Genomic DNA, 14146 nt, shown 5'->3' on the forward strand with positions numbered 1-14146 from the left:
TTTTCTGCTACAACAGTTCCCCCAAACTGTTGTAGCTTTTTTTATTCAACATCACTTTATTTTTGATGATTTAACTGTTGTTGTAATGCGGCAATCATATCTGCGCGACTGATAATCCCCACCAATTTCTGATTTTCAATCACAGGAATATAGTTAAAAGACCGTTCCACAAAATATGGCACAAGATCTTGAATCGGCTGTGTTGGTTGTACAGTTACGACCTGTCGATTCATAATTTGTTTTACAAAGTGCTCCCATGAGGCTCGTGGATCAGCCGCTCGTTTAAACCATTCCACAATTTCATACAGCGCCAATGTACCCACCAATTCATGTGCGGCATTGACCACAGGTAAACTCATTAAATTTACCCGTTTGAATTTGTCTAAAGCTTGGTGAATATCGTCCTGCTCGTCTAAACGAATCACATCTTTACTCATAATATCCTGACAAAGAAACTCATGAACTGCACGCGCATTGGCTTTCTCTTGTGCTTCTAAAATGATTTTTTGTAAATCATATTCACTAATGTCTAAAAGCTGAGTTTGATACTCTAAGACCTCTTGAATATCTTGGGGTTGGATGGTGACCTTCTGTGTTGGTGTTGGGTCTTTAGATCGAACATTGAGCTGTGCACTTTGGGGATATTGTTTGCCTAGCATTCTGTTAAAAATAATTGCGATAGCCAACAAAAATACAGAGTTGATCAACACGGGATAGAAAATAAAATGATAGCCCAGTTGGTGTACCGAATCACCGCCCAATACAGCAGTAATTGCCACAGCTCCACTTGGCGGATGCAATGAATCGGTGCTCATCATTAAGAAGATCGACAATGCAACGGCTATACTAAATGCTTCCGTTGGATTGGAAATCAATAATGCACAGGTCACACCAACCAAACCAGCAATGGTATTGCCTACTACCATATTCCAAGGTTGCGCCAAAGGACTTGCGGGCACTGCGAATAGCAATACAGAGGATGCTCCCATCGGTGCGATATACCATGCGTTAAAGCCGCCTAATACATACCAACAGATCAGTGAAGATATCGCCAAGCCTAAAAGTGCGCCTAAGCCACAAATTAAACGATCTTTTAGAGGTAACACTTTAAAATTGGGTTTTAAGGTATTTAACCATTCAAGTTGCGTATGAAACACGACGATCCTGCACTTTTGCACTGTTGAAGTGCGAATTATACGTTGTTGTGATTATAAGATGTATTTATTATCCATCTTAGCTGTATAAATTTTTCTACTATATTTCTCACACAGTGATTTTTTATCGTGTATATTCAGTTAACTGGGCTAATCTTTTGCCATATTCTTGCATAAGGCAAAATTCATACATCGGTGAACCAATATAACGCCCTGCGTTTTGACACTCCTGATCAACATAGGCTTTCCATAAGCGTTGAGATTTCATCAGGTCCGTATAACGTTCTTGTTGATTGTCTTTTTGACTTTGTTTTTTAATCTGATCCAACACTTTAACAATTTCTTTTTCATAGAATGCTTTGCCTTGATGACTACATATTTCTACAACAGCATTATTAATATTGCCCAATCCAAGTTCTTCTATGGTTTGATCAACACATTTATTGTATACATCTATCTGTACATCTTGATTTTCCGCATATAGCAAAGTGGAAAAAATCACAGTAGAAAAAATAATCAATTTTAGGCATGCTTTCATTATTTAATCTCTTTTGTTGTTTTGATCATGGTTCAATATAGCAATAAATCTATTTTAAAAGCTTTATTTTTAGCACCGAGTATTAGCTTAATCCTATTAATCACTTTTTTTCTTTTCATGAATCATCAATATGATGTGCAGTCAATACTCACAGTATTTGGCATCAGCTTAATGATTTATTTGATTTACTGTGTGATCGTCATTCCAATTGCATATGTACTTTCATTATGGCTTGCACACAAATATTGGCTCAATTTTTTCAATATTTTCGCGGGTTCATTATTGATGTGGCTGATTGTTACTATGATTGGTTATTTGGTTTTTACGGGCGCGTTCCCAACGCCCATCTGGAAATTATTCAGTGACTGGTTTTTCTATGCAATTGCAATATTTTCAGGTTGCTGTTATTGGGCATTTTTACAAGTACTTTCCTCTCAACCACGAACTGATTCCATTGAATAAAAAGTCATGACATTTTCATGATGAACTTCCAACATCCAACTTCTTGTTTGATCCACAATATTTAAACTTATTCCGACAGACCAACTAAAAATATCCCAATGTTTCACAAAAACTTTCCATTTGGTTTTGATTACATTTTCATCATATAACATGTAAATATCTTGATCGAAAGGAATTTTTTTCTGAAATAACCATTCTCTTACTTGAGCAATCTCAAGATCAGAATTCCAACTTTCGGAAACATTTAAGTATTGCTCATCCCTAAATGTTTTAGGCATTTCTTTATACATGAGCAGAGAAAACTCAGTGGCATCAAAGCCTTTCAAAAAAGTTATCCGTTGGGAAAAATAGTGTTCTAATTCGAATTCGTCCATTAAAAAAGATAAGCCGAATGGCAACTCAACATAACTTTGCCAACTTTTGAATTTAAGCTCATAATCTATCAAATACATAATATTTATAATTTCCATGTTAATATCAAATATATAATTTAACTTTTTAATTATGAATGATGAACAAAACACCCCGTATAATCACTTTAACTTCTTGTCTTTTTCTTAGCGCCTGCCTTTCATCGAATGAACCTGTAATTTTAGAAACTCAGCAGATTGAAATTGCAAACAACCCTTTAAGCGTACTTGAACTCACACTGATCAAGAAAGGTAAAATCTGTCTATTAAAAACAAAAACAAGTGTAAAGAATACCCCGCCCATTGAAAAAGACTGGGCTTTTTTTAGAGATGGTCTCATTTTAATTTCTGAGAATTCTACCTCAGAAACCGTCATCGATACAGACTCCCCAGATGCAGAAATCGAGGCACATATTCAGGAAATGAAAATAAGAAAAGAGGCCAATCAAATGAAAAATTTGATCTCAAAAGAAAATCTTAAAAAATGTACCTGAACTGATCTGCGATGAGCGTCAATATTTGTAGACTAACCTTTGCCACACCTCCGCAAAATCCTTATACTTAGAACCAATTTTTTCTAATACTTATAGTGGATGCTGCATGAGTCGCGCCATATCGCATATTGATACATTCCAAGGCTTAATTCTTGCCTTACAAAACTACTGGGCTGAACAAGGTTGTGTGGTGTTACAGCCTTACGATATGGAAATGGGTGCAGGGACATTCCACACTGCAACATTCTTACGCGCACTTGGTCCTGAAACATGGAACGCAGCCTATGTTCAACCATCACGTCGTCCAAAAGACGGGCGTTATGGCGAAAACCCAAACCGTTTACAGCACTATTATCAATTCCAAGTTGTACTTAAACCGAACCCTGACAATATCCAACAGCTTTACTTAGACTCGTTAAAAGCAATCGGTATTGATACTTTAACCCATGACATTCGTTTTGTAGAAGACAACTGGGAATCTCCAACACTGGGTGCTTGGGGCTTAGGTTGGGAAGTGTGGTTAAACGGGATGGAAGTCACTCAATTTACCTACTTCCAACAAGTAGGTGGTGTTGAATGTTATCCAGTGACTGGTGAAATTACCTATGGACTTGAACGTTTGGCAATGTACCTACAAGGCGTAGATTCTGTTTACGATTTGGTATGGACCAAAGGTCAGTTCGGTACAGTGACATATGGTGATGTTTTCCATCAAAACGAAGTTGAACAATCGACTTATAACTTTGAATATGCCAACGTTGAAAAAATGTTTGAGCTGTTCGACTTTTACGAAGCTGAAGCAACACGTTTAATGGAAGCTGAGCTTCCACTTCCTGCATATGAACAAGTTATCAAAGCATCACACAGTTTTAACTTGCTTGATGCTCGTGGTGCTATTTCAGTCACTGAGCGTCAACGTTATATCTTACGTGTCCGTACTTTGGCTCGCTCTATTGCACAAAGCTATGTGGCTGCCCGTGCAAAATTAGGATTCCCAATGGCGGAACCACATTTACGTGATGAAGTATTGGCACAGTTAAAGGCGCAAGTTGAAGCAGAAGCAAAAGCTGAGGAGAATAAATAATGTCTAAACATACTGTTTTATTCGAACTTGGCTGTGAAGAGTTACCACCTAAAAGCCTAAAAACGTTACGTGATGCCTTAAAAGCAGAAACAGAAAAAGGGCTAAAGGAAGCGGGTTTAGCATTTGAAGCTATTGAAGCTTATGCTGCACCACGTCGTTTGGCCTTGAAGATCGTCAATGTGGATGCTGCTCAAGCAGACACCCAAAAGCGTTTTGATGGTCCTGCTGTTCAAGCGGCTTATGATGCTGAAGGCAAACCAACCAAAGCTTTGGAAGGCTTTATGCGTGGTCAAGGCATTACAGCGGATCAAGTATCAACTTTCCAAGCCGGTAAAGTTGAAAAAGTTTGCTTCCTTAAAGATGTAAAAGGTCAAAGCCTTGACGTTTTACTTCCACAAATTTTACAAACAGCATTGGATAACCTGCCAATTGCTAAACGTATGCGTTCTGCTGCAAGCCGTACCGAATTTGTCCGCCCGGTGAAATGGGTAGTATTACTGAAAGACAATGCTGTGATTGATGCATCGATTCAAGATCACAAAACCGGTAATGTGACTTATGGTCATCGTTTTCATGCACCTGAAGCTATTGTATTGGCAAACCCAGATACATACTTAGATGTTCTACGTCAGGCTTATGTTGTTGCTGACTTTGCTGAGCGCCAAGCGATCATAGATCAACAAGTCAAGGCTTTGGCAGATGAAGTGAATGCGACTGCGATTGTACCGGCAGATCTTCGTGATGAAGTGACAGCATTGGTGGAATGGCCTGTTGCACTTCGTGCAAGTTTTGAAGAGCGTTTCCTTGCTGTCCCTCAAGAAGCTTTGATCACGACCATGCAAGACAACCAAAAATATTTCTGTTTGGTCAACGCTGACAATAAATTACAACCTTATTTCATTACTGTTTCAAATATTGAGTCTAAAGATCCAACTCAAATTATTGAAGGGAATGAAAAAGTTGTACGTCCACGTTTGTCAGATGCTGAATTCTTCTTCTTACAAGATCAAAAGCAGCCACTTGCATCACGTAAAGATAAATTAGCCAATATGGTGTTCCAAGCACAGTTAGGAACACTTTGGAATAAGTCTGAGCGTATTGCTAAATTGGCTGTGGCATTATCTGCAATCACAGGCGCAAATCCTGCGGATGCTGAAAAAGCCGCACTACTTGCTAAATGTGACTTAACGTCTGAATTAGTCGGTGAATTCCCTGAACTGCAAGGGATTGCAGGTACTTATTATGCTCGCATTGAAGGCGAGAATGATGAAGTTGCTGAAGCTTTAGGCGAGCAATATCTGCCTAAATTTGCAGGCGATGTTCTACCAAAAACCAAAACAGGTACAACGCTTGCGCTTGCTGACCGTTTAGATACCCTCACAGGTATTTTTGGTATTGGTCAAGCGCCAACAGGCTCGAAAGATCCATTTGCTTTACGTCGTTCTGCGATTGGTATCTTGCGTTTAGTGACTGAAAATAATCTTGATGTTTCGATTGAAGAACTCATCAAGTTAGCTTTGGCTGCTTATGGCGATGTATTGAAAGATCATGCGAAGACTTTAGCCGATGCTGTGGCATTCCTTGAAGGTCGTTATCGTGCTAAATACGAAGACCAAGGTGTTGCCGTTGATGTGATTCAGGCTGTTCAAGCACTTTCACCAAAATCACCTTTAGATTTTGATAAGCGTGTTACCGCAGTGAATCATTTCCGTGATTTGCCAGAAGCTGCTGCTCTCGCTGCTGCAAATAAACGTGTTGCAAATATCTTGGCTAAAGAAGCTGCACCTACTGGTGAGATTATTGAAGCTAAACTGGTAGAAGATGCAGAGAAAGCACTTTATAGCGAGATTCAAAATATCCTTCCTGTTGTTCAGCCACTTTTAGATGCAAAAGACTACACCACTGCGCTTTCCAAGCTGGCAGCATTGCGCGCACCAATTGATGCTTTCTTTGAAGGTGTTATGGTCATGGCGGATGATGCAGAGTTAAAAGCAAACCGCTTACGTTTACTTGCACAATTACGTGATTTATTTACAAGCGTTGCGGATATTTCAGTGTTACAACATTAAGAAGTTAAATCACTGAAAAAATAAGACCTGCCTTTTGGCAGGTTTTATTTAAGCTACAAACTTCTTATCGCAGAAACTAAAGAGAATCCAAAAAAAATCTTCTCCTAGACTAATAAATTGATAAAATTCGTCATTACTTGATGCATTATGCGATATTAAAAATTCTTTCAATTCCTGATCGCTTTTTTTCTTTAAAAACTGAGATACATTCTTCAATAATTTTTCAGAAACACCTGGCACCAAAACAACTTTGTCATCAATAATTTTATGCCAAAAATTATCCATTATAAATCTAGATTGATTTGACCAATATTTTTCATTTTCGGAAGAAGCTGGTATTTTATCAACCCAACTTAACAATACTCCTTTTTTCAAATCAGCATATTTCAAGATCTGCTCACAAATATATTCTTTATAGCACGGTAACTCAGATATTTTTCTTAAAGTCGAAGGATCATTTGAAAAAGTTTGAAAAAGCAGTGGATAAGGAATGTCATTTTCTATTTCTCTTCCATGTGTAATAAAAAGTCTACCTATAGTGTCCGTTTTTAATTTTTTTAAGCATTCTCTCGCATTTATACCAAAAGGACCTTTAGGACTATATTTATCACTATCACATAGACATATAACGTAATTAAGCTTGCTATTTAAATGATGCTCGTACACATTTGGAGTATTCGCGCCACCTCCATTAATTTTATTATACTTAACATTAAAAATTCCAAGCTCATCTTTAAGTACTTGAAATGATCTAATAGCCTGATCTATATAATCAGAATCATTAAAATCTTCTGCTATAAAGTCTACATAACCAAAATCATAGGTAAAAAAAATATCTAAAGGGATATTTATTGAAAAATTATTCCTTTCAACATTTGTATAGCTTTTAGAAATATTTATTTTAAAATTCAATGAATTAAATACCCCCCTATATTCCATATTTCTTTGAATTATAAAATTTATTTTCTTAATTATCCTTTCTTCTCCAGCATATTTTGCTATGTTTCTTAAAGCCTTTTTACCATCCAAAATAAATTTCCCTTTAAAGCTTTTATAAATTAAATCACAAAAAAAATCTAATAACTCTTCATTTTCTTCCAACCTAAAATCTAAATTAGCTAAATCATTTTCGAGATATATATACATAATTTCTAAACCTGAAAAAAACCTGTAGGCCAATTTATTAAATCACCATCTTCATCAAAACTAGCATGTCTAATTTCAGTACTTCCATTAATATCATCTTCAAAAATTAATATTTGGACACTATTACTATCAATCACATTATTTTCAATTAACTCACTAATTCTATAAACAATATTCGGACTATGAGTTTCTAAAAGTACACCCAATCTTTGGGAATTATGCGACTTAACTAAGTCTGCTATAATATCAACAATTTTAATTTGATAAGCAGGATGTAAATGAAGCTCCGGTTGCTCTATTAATAGGAATTTTGATTGATGATCCATATCATTATATTTCCACAAATATTCTGGTCGTCGATCCTCAATTTCAATATTATTAGACATATCCCATAATTGAATAACAAAAGGAAGTAATTGTGAGTATCCTACACCTAAATCTGCAATATTGGTTTCTGTCTTTAATAAATTATTGTAAATAGTTAATGCTAAATGACCACCATCTTTTTTAACCCTCACTTCAACTCCGAAATAGTTTTCAACAAATTTTTTAAGTTCTATTTGCTTTTTTGAATTTAAATTATCTAGGAACATAGCAATATTAGAACCTTTAGAATCAATTTCATCAACAGATAGTTCCTGCCTTCGGTAGTAACGTTGTGCGGTAGCTCTTAATGGTTCTAAATATCTTGTATTTTTATAAAAATCACCTAAAACTGAATCAATCTTGGAAACAGCCTCCATATAAGCATCTAAATTCAATATTTCGAATATTTTAAATACATTTTCTTTATCAAGAATAAAATTAAAAAATTTTTCATTTTTTCTTGCTTCCAGAACATTAATTAAAAAATCATCCAAATCATTTATTTTTTCAAAATTATTTCTATTTTTATAAATTTTAGCACAAAAACTTAAAATACTATTCTTTTCATCATCAATAAAAATATCATTTTTATTCAAAAAATTATTAAAAAAGCACATTAAAGCAGTAAATGATACTCTTCTAAAATCTGATAATATAAAATCCTCATCTAAAAGATAATATTGAGATATATTTGTGAGGCTTCCCTCCATATTCATCAAAAAATTCTCTTGTTTCATATCAAAAAATTGATCATAAAACCCTTGCTCAAACAAAACAGTTTCATCAATTGAAATTTTTTTTAAAAATGAATCCCTTTTTTCAAAAAAACCATATTCTAATTTAATTTTTCTTTTATTAAAATTAAGTTCAATATCTGATAAAAAAGTTATATTATCTTCACTCTTTAAGTTAAAAGTTAGCAACAAATCATCAACACTTTCGAATATTTTTTTAAAATTACTATTTTTACCTAGCAAATTTAAAACTTTACGCTTTTTAAAATTAAAACTAAAACAAATATTATCTTCTTTATTTTTTTTCGCATTACGGTTAATTGTAGTATTAAAATCACCAAAATCAACCAATTTACCATACCATAAAATAGGAGCTCTTTTTTGTTTTTCACAACTTTGTCTTAACAAAGGAAAACTTCTTAAAAAAGTACTTTTTCCTACACTATTTTTCCCAACTAATATTGTAATTGGTTTTAATTTAATTTCTCCAGTATCTCTTAAGCTACGAAGATTTTTTAATCTAATTGAATCTAATCTATAACTCATAAGTAATTTCTACTTTTTTAAATCATCCCACAATAGTATAATATATAAATACTAATTTAATATTTATATTTTAACTAACTATAAGTAAAAAAGTAAAATTAATATCCTGACCCATCTGTACAACGACATCCAACAATCCAAACAGATAACTGTGTGATTGAATTTACAGGGAACTTTGAAACAGGAAAAGCAACTGAACATTGGATTTTCAAAGGAGAGCAATTGATTTCAGCATTTTCAAATGTCGATGCGGATATTGAACAGAAGCAGACAGTTTTTGATCCTAAAGATGCTGAAAAGCTAAAAAACTTCAATTCACTCAAAAATAACTTTAAAGTATCAAATCTGGAAAAATGTAATTAATCTCAGCACTTGACTTACGCTGTCCGTAGAGCTAAATACACAACCATTTAGCTCTTTTTAACAACATAAATCACGGGATAGAGCCAAAAAATCACACCAATCAGTCCAATCACAACAAAAATTAAGTTATTCGGAAGGTAATCCGCGACCCAATAATAAATTGGATTTAAACCCAATTTAAAAGAATTCATCATCGCATATAACAGCACAACCATCAGCATATGGGGCAAAATGAGGTGTAGGATAGATAGCTGATATTTCTTAAAATATTTTGCAAAATAAAAACTAGGAATCAAATAAATGAGAAATATGATTGCCGTTGTAACCCAGCCAATCATTTGATGACTGAAAGGGACTTCTTCCCCACAAGCACAGGCAAAACTCGGTCTAAAACTGAAAAATATACTCAACAACACTAAGATTTTTATAATGTTCATTATAGGAATAAGATATAGATTGATTCCAAAGCTTATGTGTTTTTTGTTTCAATGACAAGATGACGATGTGAATAACACAACGTTTAGAATCGTGAGTTTTCATTTATAAGTATCAGAATTTTAAAATAAAAAATAAAGTTTTTTTCATAAAAACTCGATCTTAATCTTTATTCATAATTTTTACATTATTGTTAAAACTGTGTAGATAAGCTGTTGCTGTTTTATCTCTAAGACTATTTTCACTCAAATTTCACATTATGATAGGCAACACTCAAACTTGAACTCATTCAGGTATAGGATAAAACTAATTATGAAAATGCTTAAAACAACAGTGATCGCTACAGCCCTTTTAGCTAGCTCTCCTCTTATTTTCGCCAATACAAATGTCAGCGCCAATGCATCAGCTGAAGTCAATGCAAATGGTGGAGGTCTACTCAGCAATATTGGTCAAGGAATCCATAATACAGCAGACAAAGTTGGTAATGGTATTGAAAAAGGTGTCGATAAGACTCGTGAAGTCTCAAAAGATGCTTGGGATGGTACAAAAAATACTGCCGTTAAAGTCGGTGATGGTATCGAAAAAGGTGTCGATAAGACCCGTGATGTGTCAAAAGATGCTTGGGATGGCACCAAGAATGTAGCAGGTAAAGTCGGTACTGGTGTAGAAAAAGGTGTCGACAAAACTCGTGAAGTCTCTAAAGATGCTTGGGATGGCACTAAAAATACTGCTGATAAAGTCGGTACAAGTGTTGAAACTGGAATCGATAAAGGTAAAGTAGCCAGCAAAGGTGCTTGGGAAAATACCAAAAAGCTAAGTTCAGAAGCAGGTCATAACACCAAAGAAGCTGCGATAAAAGCGAAAGATAAAACCAAATCTGCAACCAGTAAAACTTGGCAAAAAACCAAAGACTTGGTTAAGCCGAAATCAACCAACACAGGAGCTAAAGTAAATTCACAAACACATGTGAAAACACCAGTAGGTAGTGCAAACGTCGGCGTATCAACAGAAGCCAAAGTTGCGAGCCTGTAAATAAAACTGTGTAAATGTCCAAATCTTAGTACCCTGTAATAGGGATAGATGGAGACATCCACAATGGATCACAGTCAATTGATGGCACTGGCAAAAGAATTTGCCAAAAACCTAAAAACAGATTCTGACCTGAATGAATTCAGTAAAGCTCTAAAGAAACTTACCGTTGAAACAGCTCTAAATGCAGAACTCACCGAGCATTTAGGGCATGAGCGTCACCAGCCTAGTGCCAAAGGCAATGCACGTAATGGCTACAGTAAGAAGCAACTACTCACGGGTGATGGTGAGTTTGAGCTGAATACCCCACGTGATCGTGATGGTACATTTGAACCACAATTAGTGAAGAAACACCAAACCAGAATCACCAGCATGGATAGCCAAATCCTATCGCTGTATGCCAAAGGCATGACCACCCGTGAAATCGTCAGTACATTCAAAGAACTATACGATGCAGATGTATCTCCTAGTTTGATTTCCAAGGTGACAGATGCGGTTAAAGAGCAAGTGATTGAGTGGCAGAATCGCCCACTCGATAACATTTACCCCATCGTGTACCTTGATTGCATTGTGGTGAAGGTCAGACAGGACAACAGCGTTATTAACAAAGCTGTCTTTCTAGCATTGGGTGTTAACCTTGAGGGTCACAAAGAACTGCTGGGTATGTGGATCGCCGAGAATGAAGGTGCCAAATTCTGGCTGTCCGTTCTAACAGAACTAAAGAATCGTGGTGTACAAGACATTCTGATTGCCTGTGTAGATGGTTTGAAAGGCTTTCCTGATGCGATTACTACCGTCTACCCACAAACACGCATTCAACTATGTATTATCCACATGGTACGCAACAGTTTGAAATATGTGAGTTGGAAGGACTATAAAGCCGTCACCAGTGACTTGAAGCGTATTTATCAAGCTGTTACTGAAGAGTCTGCCTTGCAGGCATTAGAAGTCTTTGCGAGCACATGGGATGATAAATACCCGCAGATTAGCAAATCTTGGTACGGGCACTGGCAGAACCTAAATACCTTGTTTGCTTATCCAGCAGATATTCGTAAAGCGATTTACACCACCAATGCAATTGAATCACTAAATAGTGTGATTAGGCAGGCAATCAAGAAGCGTAAGCTCTTTCCAACCGATGACTCGGTCAGAAAGGTAATCTATTTGGCAATTGAAGCTGCATCAAAAAAGTGGAATATGCCAATTCGGGATTGGCGTGCTGCTATGAGTCGGTTTATGATCGAATTTGAAGGTCGTTTAGACGCTTTCATTTAAGCGACATTTACACAGAAGTTTTTACAGGCTCAAAGTTGCAGCTAAATAATTGCAATTGATGACCTCTAACCCACAATATTAAGATGAAAAGCTCACATCCGTGGGCTTTTCTTTCAAATACTCAGTAATATTACGAACCATATATTGTTATATTTTGCTGTCGCTGATTTATTACTGTTTAAGCGGGTAATTGAATAAAACAGTACCATTGCTCAATATGATTCACAGCGTTAATGACATCATCATAAAGGAATGAAAACATGGTGAAGATGAAAAGTTTATGTATGATCACTGCAATATGTGCAACATCATCACTTTATGCTCAAACAGACACTCACACACAACCTTATGGTGATAACCCCAATATATTTAGAGTCCTAGCCCATAAGACAGGTGAAGCAGTACAAAATACAGCTGAAAAAGTAGGAGATGCGACCGAAAAAGGCATTCAAAAAATCAAACCTTCATTTGATGAAACCATTGAAAATACGAAAAAATATACCAGTGAACAAGCAACGATTGCCCGAGACAATACACGACAAGGTATAGATACCGCTGTCAAAAAGGTTGAACAGACCAAAGACCGTGTGATGGGCAAAAACAGCTATAACGTGCCAATAGAACAAGGCAGCTTGAGTCAATCATCAACTACTGCAAACTCTGCGAATGCCTCTGTTACAGCCACTGTTCCAAACATTTCTAATCAAAACATCCCAGATCAGCCGACGATATCTGCACAACCATCACTTCAAACACAAGCTTCGCAAAATGTTCAGTCCGAACAACCGGAGCTAGAAATGAAAAAACAAAGCTTGCCTATAGAGAACCAGACCAACACCCCGAGTCCATCATCAACAGACTCCAAGCCCAATCAAAATACCAATACCAGCATTTCAGTAGATGATGATACAGGTGTACCAAGATAAACGATCTTAAAATCAGTTCATTAAAGCTTAGTTCATTAAAGCTAAAATCGGAGAAAATCGTAATTTAAAGGGCGATGATGCAGTGGTAAGCTTGTTTATAGCATTATAACGATGTTCTAAAGCCTCAGTGATTCACTTGACGGATCACCTTGCCCTGCTGAAATGCCTCAAAATTCTCCAACATTTGATTTACGATACGTTGCCGAGCATCAACACTTCCCCAAGCACTGTGCGGGGTAATGATCAAATTTGGAATGTCCTCTGCAAGCAACACATTTCCTTGTTGCGGAGGTTCAACAGAGAGTACATCTATCGCAGCTCCTGCAATCTTGCCTTGTCTTAATGCATCTGCCAAAGCCTGCTCATTCACAATGCCTCCACGGGCACAATTGATTAAGAATGCTGATTTTTTCATCGAGTCCAATGCTTGTGTATCAATCAAGTCTCGTGTTTCATCAGTTAAAGGACAATGTAAAGAAAGAAAATCGACTTGTGGAAGTAGTTCAGCAAAAGCTATTCGTTCTTTATGCTGTGGACGGCTTGGCAGAGCCCCTACCAAAACCTTCATAGCAAAAGCTTCAGCTAATTTGGCAACCGCTTGCCCCAACTCTCCATAACCAATGATCCCTAAAGTTTTTCCTGACAACTCTACAATGGGAAAATCCAATAAACAGAAAATTGGAGATTTATTCCATTCTCCATTCTTCACAGCATGATCATACTTGAGCAAAGAGGTTGCTAAAGCCAACATCAATGTCAGCGTATGCTGTGCAACTGCTGATGTGCCGTAGCCCTGACAGTTGCACACCACGATGCCTTTAGACTTGGCTGCATCTAAATCGACATTATTGGTTCCTGTTGCCGAAATTAAAATGAGCTTTAGATGCTTCGATTGCTCAATTGTTTCAGCATTGATCAATACTTTATTGCTGATGAGCACATCGGCATGCGCTACACGTGCTAATACCTGCTCAGTCGTGGTCGAGGGATAAAGCACAAGTTCATCAAAAGCTGAGTTTAACTGACTAAAATCCAAATCATTTTTGTCTAGAGATTCATAATCTAAAAATACAGCCTTCATTGCCTTTACCTTGTGGTTTCAATCATTTGCACAA

General features: G+C 36.3%; 15 protein-coding genes. 8 read left to right on the forward strand and 7 right to left on the reverse strand.

Going from position 1 to position 14146, the window contains the following annotated elements; genetic code table 11:
* Positions 1-56 precede the first annotated feature (56 nt).
* Both AC1Z3T_RS06595 and AC1Z3T_RS06600 read right to left on the reverse strand, forming a co-directional pair.
* Entirely contained in the window at positions 57-1157 is a 1101-nt protein-coding gene (locus AC1Z3T_RS06595; protein ID WP_100886037.1) for an HPP family protein, read from the reverse strand.
* A 121-nt stretch (positions 1158-1278) separates the two neighbouring features.
* The gene (locus AC1Z3T_RS06600) at positions 1279-1695 is read right to left on the reverse strand and encodes a lysozyme inhibitor LprI family protein (RefSeq protein ID WP_418134822.1); all 417 of its coding nucleotides are present in this window, start codon (positions 1693-1695) and stop codon (positions 1279-1281) included.
* Between the two features lie 24 nt (positions 1696-1719).
* On the opposite strand from AC1Z3T_RS06600, the gene AC1Z3T_RS06605 reads away from it, so the two are divergent.
* Positions 1720-2154, forward strand: coding sequence for a hypothetical protein (locus tag AC1Z3T_RS06605; protein ID WP_100886039.1), 435 nt, complete (start codon positions 1720-1722; stop codon positions 2152-2154).
* On the opposite strand, the gene AC1Z3T_RS06610 is transcribed toward AC1Z3T_RS06605, so the two are convergent.
* Positions 2127-2624 carry a hypothetical protein gene (locus tag AC1Z3T_RS06610; protein WP_228153633.1) on the reverse strand — a complete coding sequence of 166 codons (498 nt, stop codon included), beginning with the start codon at positions 2622-2624 and terminating at the stop codon, positions 2127-2129. The two genes, AC1Z3T_RS06605 and AC1Z3T_RS06610, sit on opposite strands and share 28 nt — an antisense overlap.
* A 41-nt stretch (positions 2625-2665) precedes the next feature.
* On the opposite strand from AC1Z3T_RS06610, the gene AC1Z3T_RS06615 reads away from it, so the two are divergent.
* From AC1Z3T_RS06615 to glyS, 3 genes are all read left to right on the forward strand, one after another.
* A complete protein-coding gene (locus AC1Z3T_RS06615) occupies positions 2666-3058 on the forward strand; it encodes a hypothetical protein (RefSeq protein ID WP_100886040.1) in 393 nt (130 codons plus the stop codon).
* 106 nt (positions 3059-3164) lie between these two features.
* Positions 3165-4142, forward strand: a complete 978-nt coding sequence (gene glyQ / locus AC1Z3T_RS06620) for a glycine--tRNA ligase subunit alpha (RefSeq protein WP_004826512.1) — start codon at positions 3165-3167, stop codon at positions 4140-4142.
* Positions 4142-6211 (forward strand): glycine--tRNA ligase subunit beta, encoded by a 2070-nt coding sequence (glyS, locus tag AC1Z3T_RS06625; RefSeq protein ID WP_100886041.1) that lies wholly within the window; start codon positions 4142-4144, stop codon positions 6209-6211. The genes glyQ and glyS overlap by 1 nt, the downstream gene beginning before the upstream one ends.
* 48 nt (positions 6212-6259) lie before the next feature.
* On the opposite strand, the gene AC1Z3T_RS06630 is transcribed toward glyS, so the two are convergent.
* The gene (locus tag AC1Z3T_RS06630) at positions 6260-7357 is read right to left on the reverse strand and encodes a hypothetical protein (RefSeq protein WP_100886042.1); all 1098 of its coding nucleotides are present in this window, start codon (positions 7355-7357) and stop codon (positions 6260-6262) included.
* Positions 7358-7362: 5 nt separating this feature from the next.
* Entirely contained in the window at positions 7363-9003 is a 1641-nt protein-coding gene (locus AC1Z3T_RS06635) for an AAA family ATPase (RefSeq protein ID WP_419320141.1), read from the reverse strand.
* A 153-nt stretch (positions 9004-9156) separates the two neighbouring features.
* Here AC1Z3T_RS06635 and AC1Z3T_RS06640 point away from each other — a divergent pair, with 153 nt between their 5' ends.
* A complete protein-coding gene (locus AC1Z3T_RS06640) occupies positions 9157-9366 on the forward strand; it encodes a hypothetical protein (protein WP_419320142.1) in 210 nt (69 codons plus the stop codon).
* A 47-nt stretch (positions 9367-9413) separates the two neighbouring features.
* Here the strand turns inward: AC1Z3T_RS06640 and AC1Z3T_RS06645 are convergent, their stop codons facing one another.
* Positions 9414-9560, reverse strand: coding sequence for a hypothetical protein (locus AC1Z3T_RS06645; protein ID WP_228153636.1), 147 nt, complete (start codon positions 9558-9560; stop codon positions 9414-9416).
* A 553-nt stretch (positions 9561-10113) separates the two neighbouring features.
* Here AC1Z3T_RS06645 and AC1Z3T_RS06650 point away from each other — a divergent pair.
* From AC1Z3T_RS06650 to AC1Z3T_RS06660, 3 genes are all read left to right on the forward strand, one after another.
* Complete coding sequence (locus AC1Z3T_RS06650) at positions 10114-10833, forward strand: hypothetical protein (RefSeq protein WP_100886045.1); 720 nt, start codon at positions 10114-10116, stop codon at positions 10831-10833.
* 63 nt (positions 10834-10896) lie between these two features.
* Positions 10897-12105 (forward strand): IS256-like element ISAbe10 family transposase, encoded by a 1209-nt coding sequence (locus AC1Z3T_RS06655; protein WP_100886046.1) that lies wholly within the window; start codon positions 10897-10899, stop codon positions 12103-12105.
* Positions 12106-12365: 260 nt separating this feature from the next.
* Positions 12366-13031, forward strand: a complete 666-nt coding sequence (locus AC1Z3T_RS06660; protein ID WP_100886047.1) for a hypothetical protein — start codon at positions 12366-12368, stop codon at positions 13029-13031.
* 124 nt (positions 13032-13155) lie between these two features.
* On the opposite strand, the gene AC1Z3T_RS06665 is transcribed toward AC1Z3T_RS06660, so the two are convergent.
* Positions 13156-14112 carry a 2-hydroxyacid dehydrogenase gene (locus tag AC1Z3T_RS06665; RefSeq protein ID WP_100886048.1) on the reverse strand — a complete coding sequence of 319 codons (957 nt, stop codon included), beginning with the start codon at positions 14110-14112 and terminating at the stop codon, positions 13156-13158.
* Positions 14113-14146: the final 34 nt, after the last annotated feature.

Source organism: Acinetobacter sp. B-6 (genome assembly GCF_056930735.1).

Bases quoted from the DNA above. Each gene is read 5' to 3' on its own strand.
- AC1Z3T_RS06610 (WP_228153633.1), bottom strand. From the start codon at position 2,624: ATGGAAATTATAAATATTATGTATTTGATAGATTATGAGCTTAAATTC.
- glyQ (WP_004826512.1), top strand. From the start codon at position 3,165: ATGAGTCGCGCCATATCGCATATTGATACATTCCAAGGCTTAATTCTT.
- AC1Z3T_RS06635 (WP_419320141.1), bottom strand. From the start codon at position 9,003: ATGAGTTATAGATTAGATTCAATTAGATTAAAAAATCTTCGTAGCTTA.
- AC1Z3T_RS06615 (WP_100886040.1), top strand. From the start codon at position 2,666: ATGAACAAAACACCCCGTATAATCACTTTAACTTCTTGTCTTTTTCTT.
- AC1Z3T_RS06655 (WP_100886046.1), top strand. From the start codon at position 10,897: ATGGATCACAGTCAATTGATGGCACTGGCAAAAGAATTTGCCAAAAAC.
- glyS (WP_100886041.1), top strand. From the start codon at position 4,142: ATGTCTAAACATACTGTTTTATTCGAACTTGGCTGTGAAGAGTTACCA.
- AC1Z3T_RS06605 (WP_100886039.1), top strand. From the start codon at position 1,720: ATGGTTCAATATAGCAATAAATCTATTTTAAAAGCTTTATTTTTAGCA.
- AC1Z3T_RS06665 (WP_100886048.1), bottom strand. From the start codon at position 14,112: ATGAAGGCTGTATTTTTAGATTATGAATCTCTAGACAAAAATGATTTG.
- AC1Z3T_RS06630 (WP_100886042.1), bottom strand. From the start codon at position 7,357: ATGTATATATATCTCGAAAATGATTTAGCTAATTTAGATTTTAGGTTG.
- AC1Z3T_RS06660 (WP_100886047.1), top strand. From the start codon at position 12,366: ATGGTGAAGATGAAAAGTTTATGTATGATCACTGCAATATGTGCAACA.
- AC1Z3T_RS06645 (WP_228153636.1), bottom strand. From the start codon at position 9,560: ATGATGAATTCTTTTAAATTGGGTTTAAATCCAATTTATTATTGGGTC.
- AC1Z3T_RS06650 (WP_100886045.1), top strand. From the start codon at position 10,114: ATGAAAATGCTTAAAACAACAGTGATCGCTACAGCCCTTTTAGCTAGC.